Consider the following 23263-nt stretch of genomic DNA (forward strand, 5'->3'; position numbering starts at 1 on the left):
ACCGCCGCACTCGAAAGGTTGCGCACATGACCGCCTTCTTCCAATGGCTCAGTACCCTGTCGCCCTGGCTGGAGATCCCGATCATCATCGGCGTCTTCGTCGTGATCGTCGCGCTGATCCTCGTCCTCGTCGAACTCGCCCCGCGCAACGGCAGGGGCTTCCTGATCCTGCGCCTGCTCGTCTGCGTCGGCACCCCTGCCCTCGTCCTGTGGCTCTTCCAGTCGTATCAGTGGGCGATCATCGCCGCCGCGTTCGTCGGCCTGGGCATCTTCCTGCTCGATCTCCGCGCCAAGAACGGCGCGGGCTCCCTCTTCCAGCTTCTCGCCTTCCTCGCACCGGCCATCATCCTGCTGGTCGTCGGGCTCGTCGTTCCGGCCATCCAGACCACCGGGCAGGCCTTCATGAACCGCGGCGGCTCCGCCTTCGTGGGGCTGGACAACTTCGCGTGGATCTTCACCCAGCCCCAGGGCATCCGGGTCGTGCTCAACACGATCGTCTGGGTCATCGTCACGCCGATCGTCTCCACGATCGCGGGTCTGGCCTACGCGTACTTCATCGACAAGGCGCGGGGGGAGAAGTACTACAAGATCCTCGTCTTCCTGCCGATGGCCATCTCCTTCGTCGGTGCGTCGATCATCTGGCGCTTCATGTACACCTCGCGCCCCGCCGATCAGGAGCAGATCGGGTTCCTCAACCAGGTCATCGTGTGGTTCGGCGGCCAGCCGCTGAACTTCCTCGCCGCCGATCCGTGGAACACGCTCTTCCTCATCGTGGTGCTCATCTGGGTGCAGACCGGTTTCGCGATGGTGATCCTCTCCGCCGCGATCAAGGGCGTCCCCACCGAGCAGCTCGAGGCCGCCGAGCTCGACGGCACCAACGCGTGGCAGCGCTTCATGAACGTCGTCGTGCCCGGCATCCGCCCGGCGCTCGTGGTCGTCCTGACGACGATCGCCATCGCATCGCTGAAGGTCTTCGACATCGTCCGCACCATGACCGCCGGCGCCAACAACACATCCGTCATCGCGAACGAGATGTACACCCAGCTGCGCAGCTTCGAATCCGGACGGGCCGCGGCCTTCGCCGTCGTGCTGTTCGTGCTCGTGCTGCCGCTGGTGATCTACAACGCGGTGCAACTGCGCAAGCAACAGGAGGTGCGCTGATGAGCGCGGTGATGCCGGTCGAGCTCCCCGTCGACGACGACACCAAGAAGGAACTCCGCCGCGGCGAGCGGCGCGCCGAGAAGGGCATCAGCGCGGGCGCCAAGCGGAAGCTGTCTTCGCGCTGGGCGACGCTGGCCGCCCTCGTGATCGCCGTCCTGTGGACGCTGCCGACCTTCGGGCTGTTCATCTCGTCGTTCCGGCCGCAGCAGGAGATCCAGTCCACCGGATGGTGGACGATCTTCTCCAACTGGGGCTGGACGCTCGACAACTACGCCACGGCGCTGCAGGCGGGCAACAGCCAGCTCAACATGGCTGGCGCGTTCGTCAACTCCATCGCGATCACGCTGCCCGCGACGGTCATCCCGATCTCCCTCGCGCTGCTGGCGGCCTACGCGTTCGCATGGATGGACTTCCGCGGGCGGAACATCCTCTTCGTCGGCGTGTTCGCTCTGCAGATCGTGCCGATCCAGATGGCGCTCATCCCGCTCCTGCAGCTCTTCTCCGGCGGCAAGGTGTTCGGGGTCGACGTGATCGTCGGCATCGGGCAGGCCGGATACGCCCAGGTGTGGATCGCGCACACGATCTTCGCCCTTCCGCTGGTGATCTTCCTGCTGCACAACTTCATGTCGGAGATCCCGCGAGACGTGGTCGAAGCCGCCCGCGTCGACGGTGCCGGGCACGGGCAGATCTTCTTCCGCATCATGCTGCCGCTGACGATGCCCGCCATCGCGTCGGTGGCCATCTTCCAGTTCCTGTGGGTGTGGAACGACCTGCTCGTCGCCCTCATCTTCGCGGACGGCAAGGTCGCGCCGATCACCAAGCTGCTGGCGGAGATGACCGGCAGCCGCGGTCAGGACTGGTACCTGCTGACGGCCGGCGCGTTCATCGCGATCATCGTGCCGCTGGCGGTGTTCCTGGCGCTGCAGCGCTTCTTCGTCCGCGGACTTCTGGCCGGGTCGACCAAGGGCTGACGCGCCCGGACATCGTCGGGCGGGGCATCCGGATGCGGGTGCCCCGCCCGTTCGCGTGCGCTCAGCTGCACCCCAGGCGGGCGGACGATGCCGTCATGGCGTCGATCTCGGCGCTCTGGTTCGCGATCATGCTCTTCGCGACCGCGACGACCCGCGGGACGGACCCCCGCTCGATGATCGCCTCCGCCATGGGGATCGCCCCGCGGTGGTGGCGGGTCATGAGCTCGAGGAACAGGCAGTCCGCCTCGGTGCCGTCCGCCCGGGCGAGGCGATCGAGCTCGGCCGGCGTGGCCATGCCCATCTCGGCGAGCATCTCGTCCTCCGTCGCCGTCGCGTCGTGACCGTGCTCGGGCGCGTCGGCCATCCAGGACATCAACGGACCGCCGCGCTGCGGCAGGCCCCACTCCACGAGCCAGCCGAACATCTCGCCGCGCTGACCGGCCTGCGTCGTGGCGATGTCGTACGCGAGCGTGCGGACGGTGTCGTCCTCGGTGGTGCGGTAGATCTCCATCGCCATCTCGATGGCCTGCGTGTGGTGCACCTGCATGTCACGGGCGAACCCGGCGTCGGCGGATGCCGAAGTCGGCGTGGCCGGCACGGCGGTGGCGCCGAAGGCGCTGAACCGGCCGATCGCGAAGGCGACGGCCGCCGCCGCCACGACGGCGACCAGGACGAGGAGCCACGCGCGCGGTGCGACGCGCTGCGCGCTCATGGGGTCACTGCTTGCCCGGTCCGTCGATGGCGCCCGAGCATGCGGCGTTGGGCTCGGGGGCGTCCTGGCTGCGCCAGAACTCCTCGAAGAACTCCGGGATGCGCTCGTCGTCGACCGCATCGAGCTTGAGCTGATGGTTCCACGCGCTCAGCACCACGGGGGAGTCGAGCCCCTCGTACGGCGAGAGGATGACGTACGAGGAGGGGAGGAAGGAGCGGAGCGTCGCGAGCTCGTCATCCGACACCGCCGCCGGGTCGTAGGTGACCCACACGGCGCCGTGCTCGAGCGCGTGCACGGCGTTCTCGTTCGCCTGCGGCTCGGTGTAGATGCCGCAGTTGAGCCACACCGCGTTGTGCGGTCCGCCGGCGGGCGGAGACTGGGGGTAATCGACCGGGCCCTCCACGTGCGAGGTGCCGTTCTCGAACGTCTCCACCCCGTCGATCTCGGCGCCGGTGCTGTCGAGCGCACCGTAACTCGGCGGACCCTTCGGCGCGAAGACGAAGGAGGCCACCACCACGGCGATGACCGCGACCGCCGCGACCCCGCCCACGACCCACCACACGATCTTGCCGCGCCGCCGCTTCGCCAACTGCCGCTGGTACTCCGCCAGCTTCTCCTGACGCTTCTGCTCGCGCTGCTGCTTGACGGTCTGGTTGATCTGCGCCTGCGTCGCCGGGTTGCCGCTGGATCGGCGGTCGGCGGGGCCGGAGGAAGGGGTCATGTGCGCGGAGGTTTCGGTGCGGGGAAGGTGGGCATGTCGGGCGGATGCGACCTGACCAGCCTATTCGGACGAATGCGTCCGCGCCTGGGAGGGTCCCGATTTCCGTCCGGTGCGACGGTGGCGGCTGCCGGGAGCTATCATCGGAGGGGGCCTCGAATCGATTCGGGACTTCCCCACCTCCCTCTCCCCCCGACCCGGCACACCCGCCGGGTCTTTTGCTGCTTCCTCGAACGAAGGCTCCGTGCTCGACACCGCTGAACTCCGCACCGCAGGCGCGCCCGCGCCGCGAACGACCTCGCCGACCGGCGCCATCCGCGTGCTCGGGAGCAATCCGACCACCGCCCCCGTCGTGCTGCACCCGGGTGATTCGCTCACGGCGGGTCGCCGCGTGGTCTACATCATCCTGCTCGGTGCGCTGACGGCTCTCGGCCCCTTCACGATCGACCTGTACCTCCCGGCCTTCCCGGTACTGGAGAGCGACTTCCACACGACAGCGGCCGCCATCCAGCTGACCCTCACCGGCACCATGGCCGGCTTCGCGCTCGGCCAGCTGATCGTCGGTCCGCTGAGCGACAAGGTGGGCCGGCGCATCCCCCTTCTCGCCGTCACGGCGCTCCACGTCATCGCGAGCACGGCCGCGGCCCTCGCTCCGACCCTCGACCTGCTCGGGGTCGCGCGCGTCTTGATGGGTGCCGGCGCGGCCGCCGGCGGTGTGGTCGCGGCCGCGATCGTGCGCGACCTCTTCGGCGGGCGGCGGCTCGTCGTGATGCTCTCGCGTCTGGCCCTGGTGTCGGGCGTCGCCCCGGTGCTCGCCCCGCTCGTGGGGTCGGCGCTCCTTCTCGTCGTGCCGTGGCGCGGCATCTTCGTCGTCCTCGCCCTGTACGGCGCGGTGATGCTGGTCTCCGCGATCGTGCTCGTGCCCGAGACGCTTCCGCGCGAGCGGCGGCGCGAGCAGGGATCGACCACAGTGTGGCAGCGGTATGCGAGCGTCTTCCGCGACCGCGTCTTCCTCGGGGTGCTCGTCATCGGCGGGATGACCTTCAGCGGGCTGTTCTCCTACCTGTCGGCGTCGTCCTTCCTCTTTCAAGGCTCCTACGGCCTCGACGCGCAGCAGTACGGACTGCTGTTCGCGGTCAACTCCGTGGGCGTCGTCGTCGGGGTGCAGGCGGCGTCCCGGCTCGCCGCGCGATTCGGCCCGCAGTGGGTGCTGGCCGGCTCCACCACCGTCCTGGTTCTCGCGGCGATCGCCATCATCGGCACCGACCAGCTCGGCCTCGGGATGTGGGGGACCATCGTGCCCCTGTTCGTCTTCATGACCGCCTGCGGCTTCACCTTCCCCTGCGTCCAGGTGCTCGCACTCGACCGTCACGGCAAGGCGGCCGGCACCGCCCAGTCGGTCATCGGAGCCACGAACTTCGGCGTCGCCGGCGTGATCTCGCCGGTCGTCGGCTGGGTTTCGGGCAGCACCGGCATCACCGCCACCACGATGGCGCTGGTGATGGTCGGCTGCTCGGTGCTGGGCGTCGTCGCCCTGTGGGCGCTCGTCCGGCCGCGCTCCGTGGGGCTCCTCGCCCCCTGAGTCAGCCGCCGCGGCGCACCGGTTGCAGGCGGAACAGCCGCACCACGCGCCCCGACTCCCTCTCATAGCCCCGGTAGCCGGGCCACTGCCGCTCGATGCGGGCCCACACCGCATCGCGTTCGTCATCGCCGATCAGCGTCGCGTGCACCGGGATCCGGCGGCCGCGGACGGTGATCTCGGCGTCGGGGGAGGCGAGGAGGTTCGCCGTCCATGCCGGGTGCCGGTCGCCGGCGAAGTTCGAGCCCGCCACGATCGCGCGCCCCGAGCCGTCCGGCGTGTACATCAGCGCTGCATCCCGCGGTTCTCCCGACCGGGCACCGACGGTGTGGAGCACCAGCGAGGGTACGAGGAGCGCGCTCAGCTGCACGCGACCGCGCGTCGACCGCGCGAGAGCCCGCTCGACCGGCGGCAGGAGGCGGGGCCCGTACCGCCGGAAGGCGCGCGTACGGCTGAGCGGGGCGACGACGGCACGCACGACATCCACGACACGGGTCATCTCGCCATTGTGCCGACCTCCCGCCGGCGACGCGACCCGCCGGTGCCATGTCAGCCCGTCGATCGCAAGCCACCGGCGCGGATCCCCCGGGTCGGTCAGACTTGCCTCATGGAGTCCCACCTCGTCCGATCATGGCGCGTGCAGCTTCTCACCGGCCTCGTGCTCCTGGCGCTCGCGTGCGCACTCGGCGCCTGGGTCCTCGCTCGCGGCAACGACCCCTTCGCGATCGACGCGTGGTGGAACGGCCTCCTCCCGCACACCGAGACAGACTCCGTGCTGTTCGACTTCTCCCTGGTCATGAACAGCGTCGGCGGAACGTGGGTCGCCATCTACGTGATCCCCCTCGGCGGGGCGCTCGCGCTCGTCCTCCTGCGGCGACCGTGGGCGGCGGTGTACTTCGTGGCCGCCTCCGCCCTCAGCGCGGCGGCCGTGCAGGTCCTCAAGCACGCGTTCGGCCGAGCGCGGCCGGATGAGATCCTCATCGTCAGCGACTACGGGTCGTTCCCCTCCGGACACACCGCGAACGCGGCGACGATCGCCGTCATCGCCGCGCTGCTGTTCCCCCGCGTCTGGGTCGTGATCGTCGGCGCGGTGTGGATCGTGCTGATGGCGTTCAGCCGCACCTACCTGCACGCGCACTGGCTGAGCGACACCCTCGGCGGAGCGCTGGCGGGAGCCGGCGTCGCCTTCACCCTCGCCGCGGTGTTCTCCGCCCTGCTGGCGCAGGATCGCGTGCGCATCCAGGCGCGTCGGCAGGGCGCGCGCGAGGCGTCGCTGGCCGACGAGAACCCGTCGTGACCGATCGCGCCGCCGAGCTCGCGCGACTGCGCGCCGAGGCCGATCTCGCCGAGGCGGAGCTGCGCGCTGCTCGTGCACGCGCGGCGCTCGCCGCCGCGGAGGCAGCATCCGGTGCCCCCGGCCCTCCGCCCCCGGATGCCGCCGCGCTCGTCCCGGCCGCAGGCCCCTTGGACGCGGCAGAAGTGGCCGCCGTCCGTGCCGGCTACGCCGTGGCGGACGAGGCGCTTGAGATCGGCGCCCTCGTCAACGGGGACGTCGACGCAGCCACGCCGGTGCGCATCCCGTTCGCGATGACGAACCGCCACGGGTTGGTCGCCGGTGCCACCGGGACCGGGAAGACCCGCACACTCCAGCTGCTCGCCGAGCAGCTGTCTGCGCACGGCGTCGCCGTCTTCGCCGCCGACATCAAGGGCGACCTGTCCGGGATGGCGACGCCCGGGGAGGGGAGCGACGCCCTCCTCGCGCGCACGTCCGCGATCGGGCAGGACTGGTCACCCCGCGCCTTCCCCGCCGAGTACTTCGCTCTCGGCGGCAGGGGGTCGGGCATCCCGGTGCGAGCGACCGTGTCGGGCTTCGGGCCACTCCTTCTCAGTCGGGTGCTGGGTCTGAATGCCACCCAGGAGTCGAGCTTGACCCTGGTGTTCCACTACGCCGACCGCAATGGGCTCGCTCTCGTCGACCTGTCGGATCTGCGGTCGGTCCTCACCTTCCTCGTCAGCGACGAGGGCAAGGGCGAGCTCAAGGACCTCGGAGGGCTCTCCGCGGCGACGGTCGGCGTCATCCTTCGGGAGCTGATCGGGTTCGCCGATGCCGGCGCCGATGTGTTCTTCGGGGAGCCGGAGTTCGACGTCGCCGAGTTCGTGCGCACCGCGCCCGACGGGTCGGGGATGATCAGTTTGCTCGAAGTGCCCGGCGTGGCCGACCGGCCCGAACTGTTCTCGACCTTTCTGATGTACCTCCTCGCGGAGTTGTTCGAGCTCCTCCCGGAGGTGGGAGACCTCGAGCGTCCGAAGCTGGTGTTCTTCTTCGACGAGGCGCACCTGCTCTTCCGCGGCGCGTCGAAGGACTTCGTGGCCGCGATCGTGCAGACGGTCCGCCTCATCCGGTCGAAGGGCGTCGGCGTGTTCTTCGTCACGCAGACGCCGAAGGACGTCCCCGCCGATGTGCTGGCGCAGCTGGGTTCGCGCATCCAGCATGCGCTCAGGGCATACACACCCGACGACGCTGCGGCGCTGCGTGCGAGCGTGCGCACCTTCCCGTCGTCGGGGTACGACCTCGAGCGCGTGCTGCAAGAGCTCGGCACCGGCGAGGCGATCGTCACGGTGCTGAGCGAGCGGGGCGCGCCGACGCCGGTGGCCTGGACCCGCCTGCGCGCACCCGCGGGATCCATGTCGCCGACACCGCGCGAGCGCATCGACGCGACGGTCGCCGCCTCCCCCCTGATGGCGAGGTACGGCACTCCCGTCGATCGGGAGTCGGCGCGAGAGATCCTGACGGCCCGGATGAACGCCGCGCAGGAGGCGTTCGAGGCTGAGCAAGCGGCGCGCGAGAAGGCCGAGGCCGAGGCCGAGTACGCCCGGCAGAAGGCGGCGATCGACAAGGCCGCCGCGGCGGCGGAGAAGAAGGCCCGCGCGGAGGAGGAGCGGCTGCGGCGCTCCACATCCCGCGTCACGCGCACCCGGTCGCGGCGGTCGGAGGCGAGTCCGCTCGAAGAGATCCTCTCGGCCCCGGCGACGCAGACGATCCTGCGCGGTGTCATCCGCGGCATGTTCGGGACCGCGCGACGGCGCTGAAGCAGAGCGCTCCGCCGTCAAGCCCTGGGTCGGAACGCCCCGGCGCCGTAGCGTCGAGCGGGTGACGGATGTGAGCGCGCCCTCGGGCGACGAAGCGGCGCTGCGCGCGCGACCCCGGGCCGACGGGTCGGCGCCGCGCGCCCTCGTCATCGGCGCGACCGGGTACCTCGGCGGCCGGCTCGTGCCGCGCCTCCTCCGCGCGGGCTACCGCGTGCGCGTGCTCGCGCGCAGCCCCGAACGCGCGAAGTCGTTCGCGTGGGGCGCGGAGGTGGAGGTCGTCGGCGGCGACGCGTCCGACGCCCAGGCCGTGGCATCCGCGGTCGCGGACGTCGACGTGCTGTACTACCTCGTGCATTCGATGTCGGCCGGTCCCGCGTTCGAGGAGGCGGACCGCACCGCCGCCCGCACCGTCGCTGCGGCGGCATCACGGGCGGGAGTGTCGCGCATCGTGTACCTCGGCGGCCTGCACCCCGACGACGCGCCGCTGTCGCCGCATCTGCGCTCTCGCGTGGAGGTGGGACGGATCCTCCTCGACAGCGGCGTTCCGACCCTCGTGCTGCAGGCAGGCGTCGTCATCGGGTCGGGATCGGCCTCGTTCGAGATGGTGCGCCACCTCACCGAGGTGCTGCCGTACATGCCGGCGCCGCGGTGGGTGCGCAACCGCATCCAGCCGATCGCCGTCCGCGACGTGCTCTACTACCTCCTCGGTGCGGCGCACGTCCCCGCCTCCGCGAACCGCACGGTCGACATCGGCGGGCCCGACGTGCTCCGCTACGGGCAGATGATGAACGGATACGCCGTCGAGGCGGGTCTGCGACAGCGCGCGATCGCCGCCCTGCCGGTGCTCACCCCGCGACTCGCCTCGCACTGGGTGAACCTCGTGACCCCGATACCCCGCGCGATCGCGCGGCCGCTCGTGGAGTCGCTCCAGAACGACTGCGTCGTCAAGGACGGCGACATCGACGCGCTCATCCCGCCGCCGGCGGGCGGGCTGACGCCCTATCGACGCGCCGTCGCCCTGGCCCTCGGCCGCGTGCGGGATGACGACGTGGAGACGAGCTGGCGGGATGCCGAGGTCTCGGCGGTGCCGAGCGACCCGCTTCCCAGCGACCCCGACTGGTCGGGGCGGACAGTGTTCGTCGATGCGAGGACGGCGTTCACAGCCGCATCGCCCGAGCGACTGTGGGACGTCGTCGAAGGGATCGGCGGCGAGAACGGGTGGTACTCCTCGCCGGTGCTGTGGGCGGTGCGCGGGTGGATGGACCGCCTCGTCGGCGGTGTGGGGCTCGCGCGCGGACGCCGCAGCCGCCGCCGCGTCGCCGTGGGAGACGCCTTGGATTTCTGGCGCGTCGAGGCTCTCGAGCCGGGGCGGCTCCTGCGGCTGCGCGCCGAGATGAAGGTGCCCGGGCTCGCGTGGCTCGAGCTGCGCGTCACCCCCGACGACGGCGGTGCGCGGTACGACCAGCGTGCCGTCTTCTTTCCCCGAGGCCTGGCGGGGCGGCTGTACTGGCTCGCCGTCCTCCCCTTCCACGGCTTCATCTTCCGGGGCATGGCCAACCGCATCACGGCGGCCGCGCGCGCCTCGTAGGCTGGGCGGATGCGACGAAACGCCCGGGTGATCACGGTGTCGGACCGGTCGGCGGCGGGTGAGCGCGAGGACCGCGGCGGGCCGCTGGCCGTGCGGCTGCTGCGCGAGGCGGGGTGGGACTGCGCCGAACCCGACGTGGTCCCGGACGGCGCCGACAGCGTCGAGGTGGCCCTCCGCGGCGCCATCGCCGCGGGTGCCGCCCTGGTCGTGACGACGGGCGGGACCGGGGTCTCCCCGCGCGACCTGACCCCCGAGGGCACGGCGCGCGTGCTGACGCGCGATGTTCCGGGGGTGGCGGAGGAGCTCCGGCGGCGGGGAGCGGACGATACCCCGCTCGCGGCGTTGTCCCGCGGCCGCGCGGGCGTCGTCGATCCTGGCGGCGTGTTCGTCGTGAACCTTCCCGGCTCGCCGCGCGCGGTGGAGGGCGGCATCGCGTTCGTCGTCTCGGTGGCCGCGCACGTCGTCGACCAGCTCGCGGGCGGAGACCACGCGTGAGCGTCGTGCGCCGCGCCGCGATCTCCGCCGAGCCGCTCGACGTGGCGGCGCACCTCGCTGCCGTGGACGATCCCGCCCTCGGCGCGAGCACGGTCTTTCTCGGACGGGTGCGTGACAACGATCCGGATGCATCCGGCGAGGTGGTGGCGCTGGAGTACAGTGCTCACCCCGACGCGGAGGCGACGCTCGCGGGCCTCGCCGCCCGGGCCGCGACCGGCACCGACGCGGTCGTCGCGGTCAGCCATCGCGTCGGGCGGCTGGGAGTGGGAGAGGCCGCCGTCGTCATCGCCGTGGCATCCGGCCACCGCGCAGCGGCATTCGACGTCTGCCGCGCCCTCATCGAGGCGATCAAGGTCGACCTGCCGGTGTGGAAGCGCCAGGTCGAGGCCGACGGGACGACGGCGTGGAAGGGCCTCGGCGGCTAGCCACCCCCGCGCGCCACGAGACCGCATCCGCGCCACCAGGCTGCGTCCCTCGACGGCAGTCTCGGAGCGGAGGTGGAGTCTCGCTTCAGCCGCCCGCGAAGGGTGGCAGCACGTCGACGACGGCGCCGTCGGGAAGGGCGACGTCGGAGTCTGCTCGGGCTCCGTCGACGAGCACGGCGCAGCGCGGAAGGATGTCGCCGAGGGCCGGATGCTCCGCGGTCAGGGCCGCACGAAGCGCCACGAGCGAAGCCTCGCCGCGCTCCTCGGCGTCGGTGCCGGCGCGCTCGGCCGCTGCGGCGAAGTAGCGGATGCGGATCACGGGAGGTCGGGCTCCCCGGGCCTGGTCCACTCGCCCGATCTTCCGCCCGACTTCGCGACGATGCGGACGTCCTCGATCACGGTGCCACGGTCCATCCCCTTGACCATGTCGACGACCGCGAGGGCTGCGACCGAGACGGCGGTGAGGGCTTCCATCTCCACCCCGGTGCGGTCGGCGGTGCCCACCCGCGCCTCGATCTCGACACCCTCCGCGGTGATCTCGAGCTCGACAGCGGCAGAGTGCACGCCGATGACGTGGGCCAGCGGCAGAAGCGACGACGCCGACTTGGCGGCCTGGATGCCGGCGATCCGGGCGACCGCGAGCACGTCGCCCTTCGGCGCGGTGCCGCTGCGCAGGGCCGCGACGACCTCGGCGGAGCACCGCACGAACCCGCGCGCGGTCGCGAAGCGCACGGTCGGCTGCTTGCCGGTGACGTCGACCATGTGCGCACGCCCGGCGGCGTCGAGGTGGGGGAAGCTCATGTCACCAGCATGACATCGACCGCGTCGCCGGCGCTCACGGCCTCGACCTCGGCGGGGACGACCGCGAACGCCTCCGCCCGTGCCAGGCCGCCGGCCAGGTGCGATCCCGACCCGCCCGTCGTCGCCGGGCGCACGGTGCCGGCCTCGAGGTCCACGACGGCCGGGAGGTACTGTCGGCGCCCCGGCGGCGTCCGCCATCCGGCGGCGGCGGTGAGCCGTGCGCGGCGGCGGAAGAGAGAGGAGCGGCCCTGCAGGGCCAGAAGTGCCGGGCGCACGAACACCTCGAACGACACCGCCACGCTCACGGGGTTGCCCGGAAGGCCGAAGACGAGCGTGCCCGACGGCAGCACGCCGAAGGCCTGGGGCTTTCCCGGTTGCATCGCGACCGGGACGAACTCGATGTGACCGCCGCCCTCGAAGGCGCCGCGCACGGGCTCGTACGCTCCCGCGCTCACGCCCCCCGTGAAGACGACGACATCCGCGCCGGCGGCAACGGCGTCCGTCACCGCGAGGGTCACCGCCTCGGCCTCGTCGATCACGCGGGCCGTGAAGACGATCTCGCTCTCGGCGCCCGCCACGAGCGCGCGAAGGAGCGGGCCGTTGGAGTCGGGGATGCGCCCCCGGGCGGGGGGCGTCCCGGCGTCGACGAGCTCGCTGCCGGTGGAGACCACGGCCAGACGGGGACGCCGCGCCACCTCGACCTCCGCCACGCCCGCCGCGATCGCGCCGGCGATCTGGAAGGCGCCCAGCCGCACGCCCGCCGCGATCACCACGTCGCCGGCGCGGAGATCGGAGCCGCGGCGACGGATGTGCGCGCCCACCGACGGCGGCCGGAGCACCTGCACCTCGCCGAGCGAATCGGCCAGACCTCCGGCCGTCTGCTCGAAGGGCACGACGGCGTCCGCGGCGGCGGGGACGGGGGAGCCGGTCATGATCCGCGCCGCTTCACCGGCACCGAGCGACGGGTCGGCGTCGGTCCCGGCCGGAAGGTCTGCCACGACGCGGAGGACTGCCGGATGCGCCGCATCCGCGTCGGTCGTGTCAGCGGTGCGCACGGCGAACCCGTCCATCGCCGAGTTGTCGAAGAGGGGAAGGTCGTGGGCTGCGCAGACAGGGGTCGACAGAGTGCGCCCCGCGGCGCGCTCGATCGGAAGCGTCTCGGCGGGGAGCATCCGTACGGCCGAGAGGACAATTCGCAGCTGCTCCTCGACCGACCGGGGGGCGCTCACGCGTGCGCCCCGATCGCCGGCCGGATCGGGATCTCGGTCACCCGTGCGCGCAGGGCGTCGACGGCGGCCAGGCGGCCCAGCAGCGGATCACCCGCACCCGTCACGAGCTTGACGGCCTCGGTCGCCATCATCCCGCCCACCTGGACGCACAGTGCTCCGAGGACGCCCACCTGCTCGCACGTGGGCGGATCGCCCTCTGTGCCCTCGGGGAACAGGTCGCCGAGGCGGATCGCCGGCGCGCCGCCGGGCGGGTCCGACCAGAACACCGTCACCTGGCCGTGCCACTCCTGCACGGCGCCCCACACCAGCGGAATCCCCGCCGCCTCCGCCGCCGCGGCGACGTGCCGCCGGGTCTGGAAGGTATCGCTGCCGTCGACGACGACGTGCACGCCCGCCAGCAGCTCGCTCGCATTGGCGGCGGTGAGGCGCACGGAGTGGGCGAGGATGCGTACCGCGGGGGCGAGGTCGGCGGCGGCCCGCACCACCGAGGCGGTCTTCGGCGCCCCGATGTCGGCCACGCGGTGAAGGATCTGGCGCTGCAGATTCGTCAGTTCCACGACGTCGTCATCGACGACGACGATCTCTCCGACACCCGCCGCCGTCAGCGCCAGGATCGCGGGTGAGCCGAGGCCACCGGCCCCGATCACGGCGACGCGCGCAGCGGCCAACCGGCGCTGCCCCTCTTCCCCGATGCCGGCCAGGACCGCGGAGCGGGCGGTGCGGACGAGCTCCTCGGGGGCGAGGGCGTCGATCGGATCGACCAGCGGCTTCATCCTCCCAGGCTACGGCTCCGACGCATGAGCGAGTCGCCCCGCATGTGCGGATTAATACGGAACGATCTCCCGTGGATGCGGTAATCTGCGTCGGTGAACAGCTTCCGCATCGCGCAGGCGGCGCGCCTTCTCGGGGTCAGTGACGACACGGTGCGGCGGTGGGTCGACGCGGGCACCCTCCCGGCAGCCGGGAGCCCCGCGGAGATCCCCGGAGAGGCGCTCGCCGCCCACGCCGCCTCCTCCGCCGGCGACGCGGGAGACCCCACCGACGTCCTCTCCAGCGCTCGTAACCGCTTCGTCGGCATCGTCACCCGCGTCCAGGTGGATGGCGTCATGGCCCAGGTCGATCTGCAGAGCGGCCCGCACCGCGTGGTGTCGCTGTTGTCGGCCGAAGCGGTCCGTGAGCTGGGACTGGAGGTCGGTTCTCTCGCCGTCGCCTCGATCAAGGCCACCAACGTCGTCCTCGAGACGCCGAGGGACTGATATGCACCGCACCGCTCGCCGACCGCTCGCGGCCGCCCTCCTCGCCGGCATCCTCGCGGTGGCGGGGTGCGCGACAGCGGCACCGGCGACGGCACCGTCGCCCTCCGGGACTGCCGGCGCCCTCGACGGGACGCTCTCGGTCTACGCCGCGGCCTCCTTGGCAGCCGCCTTCGACGAGATCGCCGTCGCGTTCGAGGAGGCTCATCCCGCCGTCGATGTGACGGCCGTGTACGACGGGTCCGCGACGCTGGCGATCCAGATCGGCGAGGGTGCCCCGGCTGACGTGTTCGCCTCGGCCGACGAGGCGACCATGGCCAAGATCGGCGATGCGGCCCTCGGCCCGGAGCTGTTCGCCACCAACACGCTCGTGATCGCCGTGCCGGCCGGCAATCCCGCCGGAATCGACTCCCTCGCCGACCTCCCCGCCGCGACGGTCGTCCTGTGCGCACCGGAGGTCCCGTGCGGAGCAGCATCCGCGGTGCTCCTGGCGAGGGCGGGCGTGGCGGTGGAGGCGGCCAGCCTCGAGCAGAACGTGACGGCCGTGCGGACGAAGGTCGCCGCCGGCGTGGCCGACGCCGGTCTCGTCTACGCCACGGATGTGCGCGGCGTAGACGAGGTCGAGGCGATCGTGCCCGCCCGGGCCGACGAGGTCGTGAACGCATACCCGATCACGGCGCTCGAACGGGCCCGCAATCCCGCGGCGGCCGCCGCCTTCGTGGCGTTCGTCCTGTCGCCGGCGGGGCAGGGCATCCTCGCGGAATCCGGATTCGGGCGGCCGTGAGCTCGCGCGCGGGTTACGCGCCCGGATGGCTCGCCGTCCCGGCCATGCTGGCCGTGGCCTTCCTCACCCTCCCGCTCCTCGCTCTCGTCTCACGAGTGTCGTGGGGGACGCTGTGGGCCGACGTCACCGCCCCGGCGGCCGTCTCCGCCCTCCTGCTGTCCGTGCAGACCGGCATCGCGGCCACGATGATCTGCATCGCGGTCGGTGTGCCGCTGGCCGTGCTCATCGCGCGCGCCGACGGACGCCTCGCCGCGATCCTCCGCGCGATCGTGACAGTGCCGCTGGTCCTTCCGCCGATGGTCGGCGGCGTCGCGCTCCTCTACCTGTTCGGCCGGACGGGGTGGCTGGCGGCATCCGGTCTGCCGTTCACCACCGCCGCTGTCGTGGTGGCGCAGACCTTCGTCGCGCTTCCCTTCCTCGTGCTCGCCGTCGAGGGCGCGGTGCGTACCTCCGGAGTCGACTTCGAGCGCACCGCCGCGGCGCTCGGCGCCGGCCGATGGACGATCTTCCGCCGCGTCACGCTGCCCCTCGCCGCCCCGGGCCTCGTCGCCGGCGTCGTCCTGTGCTTCGCGCGCGCGATCGGTGAGTTCGGCGCGACGGCGCTGTTCGCCGGCAACGCCCCCGGTGTGACGCAGACGATGCCACTGGCGATCTACACCGCCTTTAACGGCGCCGGCGTCACGCCGGGAACGGCCGTCGCGCTCTCGCTGCTGCTTCTCCTCACCGCCGTCGCGGTGCTTCTCCTCGTGCGCGGCTGGCGGCCCGGGAGCGCGCGGTGAGCGGTCTCTCCGCCCGCATCCGGGTGCCGCGCGAGCACTTCGACGTGTCGCTCTCGCTTGAGGTCGCCGCGGGGGAGACCGTGGCGATCATGGGCCCGAGCGGTGCGGGGAAGTCGACGGTGCTCAATGCCCTCGCGGGGCTCGTGCCGCTCGGGGAGGGAGAGATCCGCGTCGGCGATCGCGTGGTCGAGCGCGCGCCCGTTCGAGGGCGCCTGCGCGTGCCGCCGATGCGCCGCGGCGTCGTGCTCCTCGGACAGGATGCCCGTCTCTTCCCGCATCTGAACGCGCGCGACAACGTCGCGTTCGGCCCGCGGGCGACGGGAACCCCGCGCGCGCAGGCAGCGGCCGACGCCGACGTGTGGCTGGCGCGCGTCGGGCTCGACGGCGCGGGAGGCCGGCGTCCCGCCGAGCTGTCGGGCGGTGAACAGCAACGGGTCGCGGTGGCACGGGCGCTCGCCGCCTCGCCGCGGGCCGTGCTGCTCGACGAACCGCTCGTCGCGCTCGACCCGGTGACGGCGGCGGAGATCCGGGCGATGCTCCGTGAGCAGCTGAGCGGGGTTACCACCGTCGCCGTCACCCACGACGCCGTGGACGCGGCCGCCCTCGCCGATCGGCTTCTCGTGCTCGAGGCCGGGTCGGTCACCCAGAGCGGGCTCGTCCGGACGGTGCTCGCCGAACCGGCGACCCCGTTCGTGGCGGCGCTGGCCGGGCTCAACCGGGTGGACGGGGAGGCGGGAGCGGGCCGGTGGGTGCGCGGCGACGTGCGGCTGCGGTCGGCGGACGCGGCCTCGCACGCGCGGGCGGACGGCTCCGGCCGGCCGCTGGCCGCCGTGTTCCGCCCGGCCGCCGTCCGCCTCGTGCCCACGGATGCGGTCGAGAACGCGTGGACGACGACGGTCGACCGTCTGGAGTCCACTCCCACGGGCGTGCGGATGCACGCGCAATGGTGCGCGGTCGACCTCGATGCGGCATCCGCGACGGCGCTCGCTCCGGGCACCTCGGTGCGGCTTTCGGTCGCCCCCGCCGACGTGCGGTTCCTGCCCTGCCCGGCTGGCTAGGATTCCGGGATGCGGATGCGGCCCTATCGACCCGGCGACGAGCGCGCGCTCGCCGAGGTGTGCCTGCGCACCGCCGATGCGGGCGGCGACGCGACGGGGGTGCTCGATGACGACGGTCTCTGGGCGGAGATCTTCGTGCTGCCGTACGTGGCGCGGCATCCGGAATTCGCGTTCGTCGTGGCCGATGACGACGACCGGGTCGTCGGGTATCTCGTCGCGACCCCCGACACGCGGGCGTTCGAACGGTGGTTCCGCGAGGAGTGGTGGCCCCGGTTCGCCGCTCGGTGGCCGGAGCCGACCGGCGACCGCACGCGTCAGGACGGCATCCTCCGCTATGCCTACGCCCGCGGGCCCGGTGCCGAGCCCTACGGCGACGAGTTTCCCGCGCACCTCCACATCGATCTGCTTCCCGAGGCGCAGGGGCGCGGGTGGGGGCGCCGGCTCATCGACGCGCTCATCGAGGCGCTCCGGGAGGCCGGGGTCTCCGGCCTCCACCTGGTCGCAACGGCCGACAACACCGGCGCGCTGGCGTTCTATCGCCGTCTCGGGTTCGCCGCGCTGCCCTCACCCGCCGGCGTGCAGGCGTTCGGCCGCGCCGTCTGACTCGCCGAGTGCGCATCGCCCGGCCGGGAGTGCATCGAATTCGATGCCGGTGCGCCGAGACGATCCGCTCTCGCGTCAGGCGACGAGGCTCCCACCGGCCAGACGCACGGTGCGGTCGACGAGGGGGGCCGGCACGTCGACGTGCGAGATGAGCACGACCGCCTGGTCCGGACGCACGGCGCCCAGGAGGTCCTGCAGCAGGGCGGCGGAGGCCTCGGGGTCGACCCCGGCGGTCGGCTCGTCGAGCACGAGCACCGGGAAGCCGCGCAGCAGCGCACGGGCCAGGGCGATCCGCTGCGCCTGTCCACCGCTGACGAGCGCGCCGCGGTCGCCGACACGAGCGTCGAGCCCACCGCGCTCGCGCACCCAGGCGCCGAGGCCCACGCGCTCCAGGGTTGCCTCGAGCTCGACGTCGGTCGCGGTGTCGCGGGCGAACAGCAGGTTCTGCCGCACCGACTCGTCGAAGAGGAAGGGCACCTGCTCGCACAATCCGACGGTGCGGCGGAGGTCCTCGCCGGCGAGGTCCCGCGCTTCCACGCCCCCGATCGTGTACGACCCGGTGTAGTCGAGGAACCGGACGAGCGTGTGCGCGAGAGTCGTCTTGCCCGCACCGCTCGGTCCCGTCACCCGCACGCGCTCGCCCGGCCGCACGTGCAGGTCGACGCCGCTGAGTCGCCCGGTGTCGGTGCCGGCGGGCGAGAGCGCGGGCCACGTGGCGCCCAGACCGCGCAGCTCGATACCGGAGCCCAGGGCGGGGGCACGGCCGGTCGCGGCGGGCTCGCCGGAGGGCAGCGCCGCGGGGATCCGATCGGGAACCGTGTCGGCGATACGCGCCGCCGCGGCGCGCACCTGCCGCCAGGAGGCGAGGGCGAGGGGCACGGGGCCGAAGACCTCGAACACCGCCATCGGGAGGAGCACCACGATCGCGAGCCCCGGGCCGCTCAGCGTGCCGCTGGCCACCTGCGGCGCGGCGACGACGAGGGAGAGGAGCGATGCGAGTCCGGCCAGGAGCGAGACGGCAGCCGCCGTCGCCCCCTGCGCGACCCCGCGGCGGACGACGGCCCGGCGGAGCTCTTCATCGGCCGTGCGCACGCGCGCGTGCGCTGCATCCGCCGCGTCGAACGCGGTCAGCACGTCGAGGGAGACGAGCAGGTCGTAAACCGCATCGGCGAGCCGGGCCCGCAGCGGCGCGACGGCGCGCTCGGCGCGGGCCCCCGCCGCCCATCCGACACCGACCGACAGCGCGAACGCTGCCGCCAGGCACGCGAGCAGCATGAGGGCCGCGGGCCACGACACGAACGCGGCGAAAGCGACGCTCGCGAGTGCGGCGACGACGGCGACGGCGAGCGGCTGCACGACACGCAGCGGCAGGTGCTGCAGCTCTCCGACGTCGTCGATGAGGCTCGACAGCATCGCCCCATGGCGGGCGGTGCCGAGCCCATCGGGCGCAAGGGGCACGAGATCGCGCACGAGGCCGGCGCGCACCTCCGCGAGCTGTGTGAGTGCCGCCCGATGACCGGTCAGTCGCTCGAGATAGCGGAAGACGCCGCGTCCCAGGGCGAACGCTCGCACCGCCACCACGGCAGCGGACAGGTACATCAGGAGCGGCTGCTCGGCGGCGCGGGTGATGAGCCAGGCGCTCGCCGCGAGAAGGGCGATGGCGCTCACGGCGGTCCCCGCTCCCGCGAGCACGGCCGGGAAGAAGCGCCGCGCCGGCGGCTGGGCCGAGCGCAGCACCCGCTGCATCCGCGTGTTCACGTCCTCACCCCGTTCCTCTTGCGTGAATCGGCTGCCATTTCGCGCGGCGAGGCAGCCGATTCACGCAAGTGAGTGGTGGTGTCGGCGATCGATGCCGCCGACTCCCGGTGCGATACGAGCAGCACGCCGGTCCCGGTATCAGCAAGATGACGGATGCGGTGCCACAGCGCCGCTTCGGTGTCGGCATCCAGCGCACTCGAGGGCTCGTCGAGCACGAGGACGCCCGCCCGGCCGGTCCCGAGCCGGTACAGCGCCCGGGCGATCGCCACCCGCTGCGCCTGCCCGCCGGACAGGCCCGATCCGCCGACCCCGAGTTCGCGCGCCGGGTCGATGTCGGGCGCCTGTGCCTCGGCGAGGCACGCGCGCACGCGCGCGAGGTCGGGCGCATTGTCGCCGAGCGCGACGTTCGCGGCAACGGAGCCTGAGACGAGCCCGGGCCGTTGGCCGGCCCACGCGACCGCGCCGCGCGCGTGCGGGACGGCGACCCCGTCGACCAGCACCTCGCCGTCGAACTCGGCGAACCCCATGAGCGCGGCGACGATGCTGGACTTGCCCGCTCCGCTCGGGCCGCGCAGCCACGTGATCCGCCCGCGCTCGATGGTCAGATCCACCGGCGGCAGCAGGCGGTCGCCGCGCTGCACGCGCAGCCGCCGAGCCTCCAGTCGCCGGGCCCTTCCGCCGCCGCGGGCCGCCGTCGTGCCGGAGCGCTCGGAGGCGCCGACGGATGCGGTGCCGAAGGATGCCGCGGCGTCGAGGACGTCGAAGATGTCGGCCGTCGCGGCGACACCCTCGGCTGCGGCGTGGAACTGCGCCCCCACCTGCCGCAACGGCAGATACGCCTCGGGAGCCAGGAGCAGCACGAACAGGCCGACGAGCAGGTCCATCTCGCCGGCGAGCAGCCGGAAGCCGATCGTCACCGCGAGGATCGCCACCGAGATGGACGCGAGGAATTCCAGCGCGAATCCCGACAGGAACGACACCCGCAGCACCGCCATCGTCTCGCGCGCGTAGCGGCGCGTCACGCCGCCGATCGCGTCGGCCGCCCGGTGCTCCCTCCCGAACGCCTTCAGGGTGCCCAGACCTGCGACGGTGTCGGCGAAGCGTGCGGCGAGGGAGCCCAGTGTGTCGTACTGCCGGCGCTGGGCCGCGCGCGTGGCAAGGCCGATGAGGACCATGAACACGGGGATGAGGGGAATCGTCAGCAGCACGATCAGGCCCGACAGCGGATCGGCGAGGAACATCGCGCCGAGAAGGATCGGCGTGACGATCCCGGTCGCGACGAGTTGCGGCAGGTAGCGGGCGAAGTAGGCGTCGAGGCTCTCCAGGCCATGCCCGGCGGTCACCGACAGTGCCGCCGCGTTCCGGCTGCTCAGCCACCCCGGCCCGAGTCGCCGCACCGCGCTCACGAGAGCATCCCGCAGTTGCAGCGCCGCCGCCGCGCCGCCCCGGGCGCTGACGTGCTCCGAGGCGACGGCCAGGAGCGAGCGCAGCACCACCAGGCCGGCGCCGGCGCCGAGGAGCGGCCAGAGGTCGTCGGCGGGCGCACCCGCCACGGCTCGCACGAGCGTCGTGGTGAGGACCAGGGCGAAGGCGACGACGACGCCGGTCTGGGCGAGGACGATCGCAGCCGTGACGGCGAGGAACCCGCGCGATGCCCGCGCGTACGTGAGGAGCCGCGGATCGACCGGGCCGGTGCGTCGAGTCATGTCAGTGCGTGAGCGCGGCCTGCTCGATGCGCGCGCGTGTGACCCGCTTGCGGAACACCCAGTAGGTCCAGCCCTGGTAGACGATCGCGAGCGGGAGGAAGATCAGCGCCGCCCAGCTCATGATCGTCAGCGTGTAGTCGCTGCTGGAGGCGTTCTCGATCGTCAGGCTGTGAGCGGCATCCGTCGTGGACGGCATCACGTTCGGGAAGAGCGCGCACCAGAGCATCAGCACCGCCGCCAGGATCGTTCCGGCGCCGAAGCCGAACGCCCACCCCTCGCGGTCGCGGAGGTTCGCCACGAGAGATGAGAGGAGGAGGACCGCGGCGAGTGCGCCGAGCGCCACCACGGGGAGGGACAGATGAGCGAGCACCGTCCATGCGACGAACACCGACGCCACCGCGACGGTGGCGACGCCGGCGCGGGTGGCGAGCCGGCGCGCGTCGTCGTGCACGCGGCCGTCGGTCTTGAGCGCGACGAAGTAGACCCCGTGTACGAAGAACAGCAGCAGCGTCGTGAGGCCGCCGAGCAGTCCGTAGGGGTTGAGCAGCGTCAGAAACGAGCCGGTGAACTCATGGTCGCCGTCCAGCGGCACGCCCTGCACGATGTTCGCCACCGCGACGCCCCAGAGGAACGCCGGCAGCGCCGAGCCGATCACGATCATGCGGTCGAAGGCGCGCTTCCACCGCAGCGACTCGCGCTGATGGCGGTACTCGAACGACACCCCGCGGGCGATGAGGGCGAGGAGGATCAGCAAGAGCGGCAGGTAGAACCCGCTGAACATCGTCGCGTACCACTCGGGGAACGCCGCGAACAAGCAGGCTCCGGCGACGATCACCCAGGTCTCGTTGAGGTCCCACACCGGTCCGATGGTGTTGATGATCTGACGGCGGGAGACGTCGTCGCGCCCCAGGAAGGGGAGGGACATACCCACGCCGAAGTCGAATCCGTCGAGCACGAAGTAGCCGACGAAGAGCACTCCGACGATCCAGAACCAGAGATAGGCGAGGTCCATGTCCGCTCCTAGTAGACCGTTGTGGGAGTGTTCTCGAGGGCGTCGGGTTCGTCCGCCGCATCCGGATCGGGAAGGGGATCGGGGCCCTTCTGCCCGTAGGTGATCAGGAGACGGATCTCGACGATCGCGAGCGTGGCGTAGATGGCCGTGAAGGCCAGCAGCGAGATGAGCACGTTCCAGCCGGGAACGCTCGGGGATACCCCGTCTTCGGTGAGCATGAGCCCGAAGACGATCCAGGGCTGGCGCCCCATCTCGGTGAAGACCCATCCGACGAGGCTGCCGAGGAGGGGGAGGGGCGCGGTCCACACCAGCACGCGCCACATCCAGGGGCGCATCACGAAGCGCGACTTCGTGCGGGTGAGCCAGAGGCCCGCGACCGAGAGTGCCGCTGCCGCGCCGCCCAGCGCCATCATCCAGCGGAACGCCCAGTACGTGATCCAGATGACGGGGGTGTAATCGCCGGGGCCGAACTGCTCGGTGTACAGCGCCTGCAGGTCGTTGATGCCCTCCACGCAGCCGTCGAGCGAGTGGGTCGACAGCACCGACAGCAGATACGGCACGCGCAGCGACCAGATCTCCTCCGATCCGTCGGGTGTGCCGATGGAGAAGAGCGAGAACGACGCGTCGGCACCGCAGGAGGTGTTGTACATCGCCTCGGCCGCTGCCATCTTCATCGGCTGCGTCGCGACCATCTGCAGGCTCAGCTGGTCGCCGGAGACCGCGACGCCGGCGAAGGAGATCACGAGGAACCACATGCCGAAACGCAGCGCGGGACGCATCGTCTCGACGTTGCGGGCACGGGCGAGATGCCACGCGGCGATCGCGATCACGACAGCCGCAGCGAACATCCACGCCGAGGTCAGCGTGTGAGGGAACGCGGCCAGCACGACGCGGTTCGTCAGCAGCGCCCAGAAGTCGACGAGTTCCGCACGAGAGCCGTCGGCGGCCATCTCGAACCCCACCGGGTTCTGCATGAACGCGTTGGCGGCGAGGATGAAGTACGCCGAGAGGGTGGAGCCGATCACGACCATCCAGATGGTGCCCAGGTGCACGAGGCGGGGCAGTCGGTCCCATCCGAAGATCCACAGTCCGATGAACGTCGCCTCGAGGAAGAAGGCGAGCAGCCCCTCGAAGGCGAGCGGTGCGCCGAAGACGTCGCCGACGAACCGGGAGTACGCCGACCAGTTCATCCCGAACTGGAACTCCTGCACGATGCCGGTCACGACGCCCATGGCGAAGTTGATGAGGAAGATCCTGCCGAAGAAGCGCGTGAGGTGCAGCCACTTGACGTTCGCGGTGCGATACCAGACGGTCTGGAAGATCGCGACGACCAGCGACATGCCCAGCGTCAGCGGGACGAACAGATAGTGGTACAGCGTCGTGAGGCCGAACTGCCAGCGTGCCAGCAGAAGCGGATCGAGCAGCTCCACGGGTACCTCCGGATGCGGGAATCATCTGTGGTCTGACCACACGGTAACACCGCCGGATCGGCGCTGCGGCACCGATCTCTCGTCATCGAAACACCGGGGACGGAGCCGTAGG

Annotated in this window: 24 protein-coding genes; 13 read left to right on the forward strand and 11 right to left on the reverse strand. The window is 72.1% G+C overall.

Going from position 1 to position 23263, the window contains the following annotated elements; translation table 11 throughout:
• The first annotated feature begins 26 nt into the window (after positions 1-26).
• Positions 27-1160 carry a carbohydrate ABC transporter permease gene (locus tag ACTU3I_RS07605; protein ID WP_442925055.1) on the forward strand — a complete coding sequence of 378 codons (1134 nt, stop codon included), beginning with the start codon at positions 27-29 and terminating at the stop codon, positions 1158-1160.
• Positions 1160-2131, forward strand: coding sequence for a carbohydrate ABC transporter permease (locus tag ACTU3I_RS07610; protein ID WP_442925056.1), 972 nt, complete (start codon positions 1160-1162; stop codon positions 2129-2131). Before ACTU3I_RS07605 ends, ACTU3I_RS07610 begins: the two co-directional genes overlap by 1 nt.
• A 61-nt stretch (positions 2132-2192) precedes the next feature.
• On the opposite strand, the gene ACTU3I_RS07615 is transcribed toward ACTU3I_RS07610, so the two are convergent.
• Positions 2193-2843 (reverse strand): DUF305 domain-containing protein, encoded by a 651-nt coding sequence (locus tag ACTU3I_RS07615; protein WP_442925057.1) that lies wholly within the window; start codon positions 2841-2843, stop codon positions 2193-2195.
• A 4-nt stretch (positions 2844-2847) separates the two neighbouring features.
• Entirely contained in the window at positions 2848-3564 is a 717-nt protein-coding gene (locus tag ACTU3I_RS07620) for a DUF3105 domain-containing protein (protein ID WP_442925058.1), read from the reverse strand.
• A 241-nt stretch (positions 3565-3805) separates the two neighbouring features.
• On the opposite strand from ACTU3I_RS07620, the gene ACTU3I_RS07625 reads away from it, so the two are divergent.
• A complete protein-coding gene (locus ACTU3I_RS07625; RefSeq protein WP_442925059.1) occupies positions 3806-5143 on the forward strand; it encodes a multidrug effflux MFS transporter in 1338 nt (445 codons plus the stop codon).
• 1 nt (position 5144) lies between these two features.
• On the opposite strand, the gene ACTU3I_RS07630 is transcribed toward ACTU3I_RS07625, so the two are convergent.
• Positions 5145-5639, reverse strand: a complete 495-nt coding sequence (locus ACTU3I_RS07630; RefSeq protein WP_442925060.1) for a nitroreductase family deazaflavin-dependent oxidoreductase — start codon at positions 5637-5639, stop codon at positions 5145-5147.
• Between the two features lie 108 nt (positions 5640-5747).
• Here ACTU3I_RS07630 and ACTU3I_RS07635 point away from each other — a divergent pair, with 108 nt between their 5' ends.
• From ACTU3I_RS07635 to ACTU3I_RS07655, 5 genes are all read left to right on the forward strand, one after another.
• The gene (locus ACTU3I_RS07635; protein WP_442925061.1) at positions 5748-6437 is read left to right on the forward strand and encodes a phosphatase PAP2 family protein; all 690 of its coding nucleotides are present in this window, start codon (positions 5748-5750) and stop codon (positions 6435-6437) included.
• Positions 6434-8230, forward strand: coding sequence for a helicase HerA-like domain-containing protein (locus tag ACTU3I_RS07640; protein ID WP_442925062.1), 1797 nt, complete (start codon positions 6434-6436; stop codon positions 8228-8230). The genes ACTU3I_RS07635 and ACTU3I_RS07640 overlap by 4 nt, the downstream gene beginning before the upstream one ends.
• 61 nt (positions 8231-8291) lie before the next feature.
• Complete coding sequence (locus tag ACTU3I_RS07645) at positions 8292-9818, forward strand: SDR family oxidoreductase (RefSeq protein WP_442925063.1); 1527 nt, start codon at positions 8292-8294, stop codon at positions 9816-9818.
• Between the two features lie 9 nt (positions 9819-9827).
• Positions 9828-10313 (forward strand): MogA/MoaB family molybdenum cofactor biosynthesis protein, encoded by a 486-nt coding sequence (locus ACTU3I_RS07650; protein WP_442925064.1) that lies wholly within the window; start codon positions 9828-9830, stop codon positions 10311-10313.
• The gene (locus ACTU3I_RS07655; RefSeq protein WP_442925065.1) at positions 10310-10738 is read left to right on the forward strand and encodes a molybdenum cofactor biosynthesis protein MoaE; all 429 of its coding nucleotides are present in this window, start codon (positions 10310-10312) and stop codon (positions 10736-10738) included. Before ACTU3I_RS07650 ends, ACTU3I_RS07655 begins: the two co-directional genes overlap by 4 nt.
• 85 nt (positions 10739-10823) lie before the next feature.
• Here the strand turns inward: ACTU3I_RS07655 and ACTU3I_RS07660 are convergent, their stop codons facing one another.
• From ACTU3I_RS07660 to ACTU3I_RS07675, 4 genes are read right to left on the reverse strand one after another with little or no spacing between them, the layout of a single operon-like run.
• Positions 10824-11057, reverse strand: coding sequence for a MoaD/ThiS family protein (locus ACTU3I_RS07660; protein ID WP_442925066.1), 234 nt, complete (start codon positions 11055-11057; stop codon positions 10824-10826).
• Positions 11054-11539: a cyclic pyranopterin monophosphate synthase MoaC gene (gene moaC, locus ACTU3I_RS07665; RefSeq protein ID WP_442925067.1), complete on the reverse strand. Its 486-nt coding sequence runs from the start codon at positions 11537-11539 to the stop codon at positions 11054-11056. Before moaC ends, ACTU3I_RS07660 begins: the two co-directional genes overlap by 4 nt.
• Complete coding sequence (locus ACTU3I_RS07670; protein WP_442925068.1) at positions 11536-12768, reverse strand: molybdopterin molybdotransferase MoeA; 1233 nt, start codon at positions 12766-12768, stop codon at positions 11536-11538. Before ACTU3I_RS07670 ends, moaC begins: the two co-directional genes overlap by 4 nt.
• On the reverse strand, positions 12765-13541 hold the full coding sequence (locus ACTU3I_RS07675) for a HesA/MoeB/ThiF family protein (RefSeq protein ID WP_442925069.1): 777 nt from the start codon (positions 13539-13541) through the stop codon (positions 12765-12767). The genes ACTU3I_RS07670 and ACTU3I_RS07675 overlap by 4 nt, the downstream gene beginning before the upstream one ends.
• Before the next feature lie 93 nt (positions 13542-13634).
• Between ACTU3I_RS07675 and ACTU3I_RS07680 the strand changes: the two genes are divergently transcribed.
• From ACTU3I_RS07680 to ACTU3I_RS07700, 5 genes are read left to right on the forward strand one after another with little or no spacing between them, the layout of a single operon-like run.
• The gene (locus tag ACTU3I_RS07680; protein WP_442925070.1) at positions 13635-14024 is read left to right on the forward strand and encodes a TOBE domain-containing protein; all 390 of its coding nucleotides are present in this window, start codon (positions 13635-13637) and stop codon (positions 14022-14024) included.
• A 1-nt stretch (position 14025) separates the two neighbouring features.
• Positions 14026-14805, forward strand: coding sequence for a molybdate ABC transporter substrate-binding protein (gene modA, locus ACTU3I_RS07685; protein WP_442925071.1), 780 nt, complete (start codon positions 14026-14028; stop codon positions 14803-14805).
• Positions 14802-15584 carry a molybdate ABC transporter permease subunit gene (gene modB, locus ACTU3I_RS07690; RefSeq protein ID WP_442925072.1) on the forward strand — a complete coding sequence of 261 codons (783 nt, stop codon included), beginning with the start codon at positions 14802-14804 and terminating at the stop codon, positions 15582-15584. Before modA ends, modB begins: the two co-directional genes overlap by 4 nt.
• Complete coding sequence (locus ACTU3I_RS07695) at positions 15581-16642, forward strand: sulfate/molybdate ABC transporter ATP-binding protein (RefSeq protein ID WP_442925073.1); 1062 nt, start codon at positions 15581-15583, stop codon at positions 16640-16642. Before modB ends, ACTU3I_RS07695 begins: the two co-directional genes overlap by 4 nt.
• A 9-nt stretch (positions 16643-16651) precedes the next feature.
• The gene (locus ACTU3I_RS07700; protein WP_442925074.1) at positions 16652-17245 is read left to right on the forward strand and encodes a GNAT family N-acetyltransferase; all 594 of its coding nucleotides are present in this window, start codon (positions 16652-16654) and stop codon (positions 17243-17245) included.
• Between the two features lie 75 nt (positions 17246-17320).
• Here the strand turns inward: ACTU3I_RS07700 and cydC are convergent, their stop codons facing one another.
• Genes cydC through ACTU3I_RS07720 form a run of 4 tightly spaced genes read right to left on the reverse strand, consistent with a single transcriptional unit; the run spans position 17321 to position 23151 of the window.
• Positions 17321-18991, reverse strand: a complete 1671-nt coding sequence (gene cydC, locus ACTU3I_RS07705; RefSeq protein WP_442925310.1) for a thiol reductant ABC exporter subunit CydC — start codon at positions 18989-18991, stop codon at positions 17321-17323.
• An 8-nt stretch (positions 18992-18999) separates the two neighbouring features.
• Positions 19000-20709: a thiol reductant ABC exporter subunit CydD gene (cydD, locus tag ACTU3I_RS07710; RefSeq protein WP_442925075.1), complete on the reverse strand. Its 1710-nt coding sequence runs from the start codon at positions 20707-20709 to the stop codon at positions 19000-19002.
• Between the two features lies 1 nt (position 20710).
• The gene (gene cydB / locus ACTU3I_RS07715; protein WP_442925076.1) at positions 20711-21721 is read right to left on the reverse strand and encodes a cytochrome d ubiquinol oxidase subunit II; all 1011 of its coding nucleotides are present in this window, start codon (positions 21719-21721) and stop codon (positions 20711-20713) included.
• Positions 21722-21729: 8 nt separating this feature from the next.
• Entirely contained in the window at positions 21730-23151 is a 1422-nt protein-coding gene (locus ACTU3I_RS07720) for a cytochrome ubiquinol oxidase subunit I (RefSeq protein WP_442925077.1), read from the reverse strand.
• Between the last annotated feature and the right edge of the window lie 112 nt (positions 23152-23263).

The sequence above is a fragment of the Microbacterium sp. RD1 genome (assembly GCF_052220165.1).
Lineage (GTDB): Bacteria > Actinomycetota > Actinomycetes > Actinomycetales > Microbacteriaceae > Microbacterium.

Bases quoted from the DNA above. Each gene is read 5' to 3' on its own strand.
- ACTU3I_RS07605 (WP_442925055.1), top strand. From the start codon at position 27: ATGACCGCCTTCTTCCAATGGCTCAGTACCCTGTCGCCCTGGCTGGAG.
- ACTU3I_RS07610 (WP_442925056.1), top strand. From the start codon at position 1,160: ATGAGCGCGGTGATGCCGGTCGAGCTCCCCGTCGACGACGACACCAAG.
- ACTU3I_RS07615 (WP_442925057.1), bottom strand. From the start codon at position 2,843: ATGAGCGCGCAGCGCGTCGCACCGCGCGCGTGGCTCCTCGTCCTGGTC.
- ACTU3I_RS07620 (WP_442925058.1), bottom strand. From the start codon at position 3,564: ATGACCCCTTCCTCCGGCCCCGCCGACCGCCGATCCAGCGGCAACCCG.
- ACTU3I_RS07630 (WP_442925060.1), bottom strand. From the start codon at position 5,639: ATGACCCGTGTCGTGGATGTCGTGCGTGCCGTCGTCGCCCCGCTCAGC.
- ACTU3I_RS07635 (WP_442925061.1), top strand. From the start codon at position 5,748: ATGGAGTCCCACCTCGTCCGATCATGGCGCGTGCAGCTTCTCACCGGC.
- ACTU3I_RS07650 (WP_442925064.1), top strand. From the start codon at position 9,828: ATGCGACGAAACGCCCGGGTGATCACGGTGTCGGACCGGTCGGCGGCG.
- moaC (WP_442925067.1), bottom strand. From the start codon at position 11,539: ATGAGCTTCCCCCACCTCGACGCCGCCGGGCGTGCGCACATGGTCGAC.
- ACTU3I_RS07675 (WP_442925069.1), bottom strand. From the start codon at position 13,541: ATGAAGCCGCTGGTCGATCCGATCGACGCCCTCGCCCCCGAGGAGCTC.
- modA (WP_442925071.1), top strand. From the start codon at position 14,026: ATGCACCGCACCGCTCGCCGACCGCTCGCGGCCGCCCTCCTCGCCGGC.
- ACTU3I_RS07700 (WP_442925074.1), top strand. From the start codon at position 16,652: ATGCGGATGCGGCCCTATCGACCCGGCGACGAGCGCGCGCTCGCCGAG.
- cydC (WP_442925310.1), bottom strand. From the start codon at position 18,991: ATGCAGCGGGTGCTGCGCTCGGCCCAGCCGCCGGCGCGGCGCTTCTTC.
- cydD (WP_442925075.1), bottom strand. From the start codon at position 20,709: ATGACTCGACGCACCGGCCCGGTCGATCCGCGGCTCCTCACGTACGCG.
- cydB (WP_442925076.1), bottom strand. From the start codon at position 21,721: ATGGACCTCGCCTATCTCTGGTTCTGGATCGTCGGAGTGCTCTTCGTC.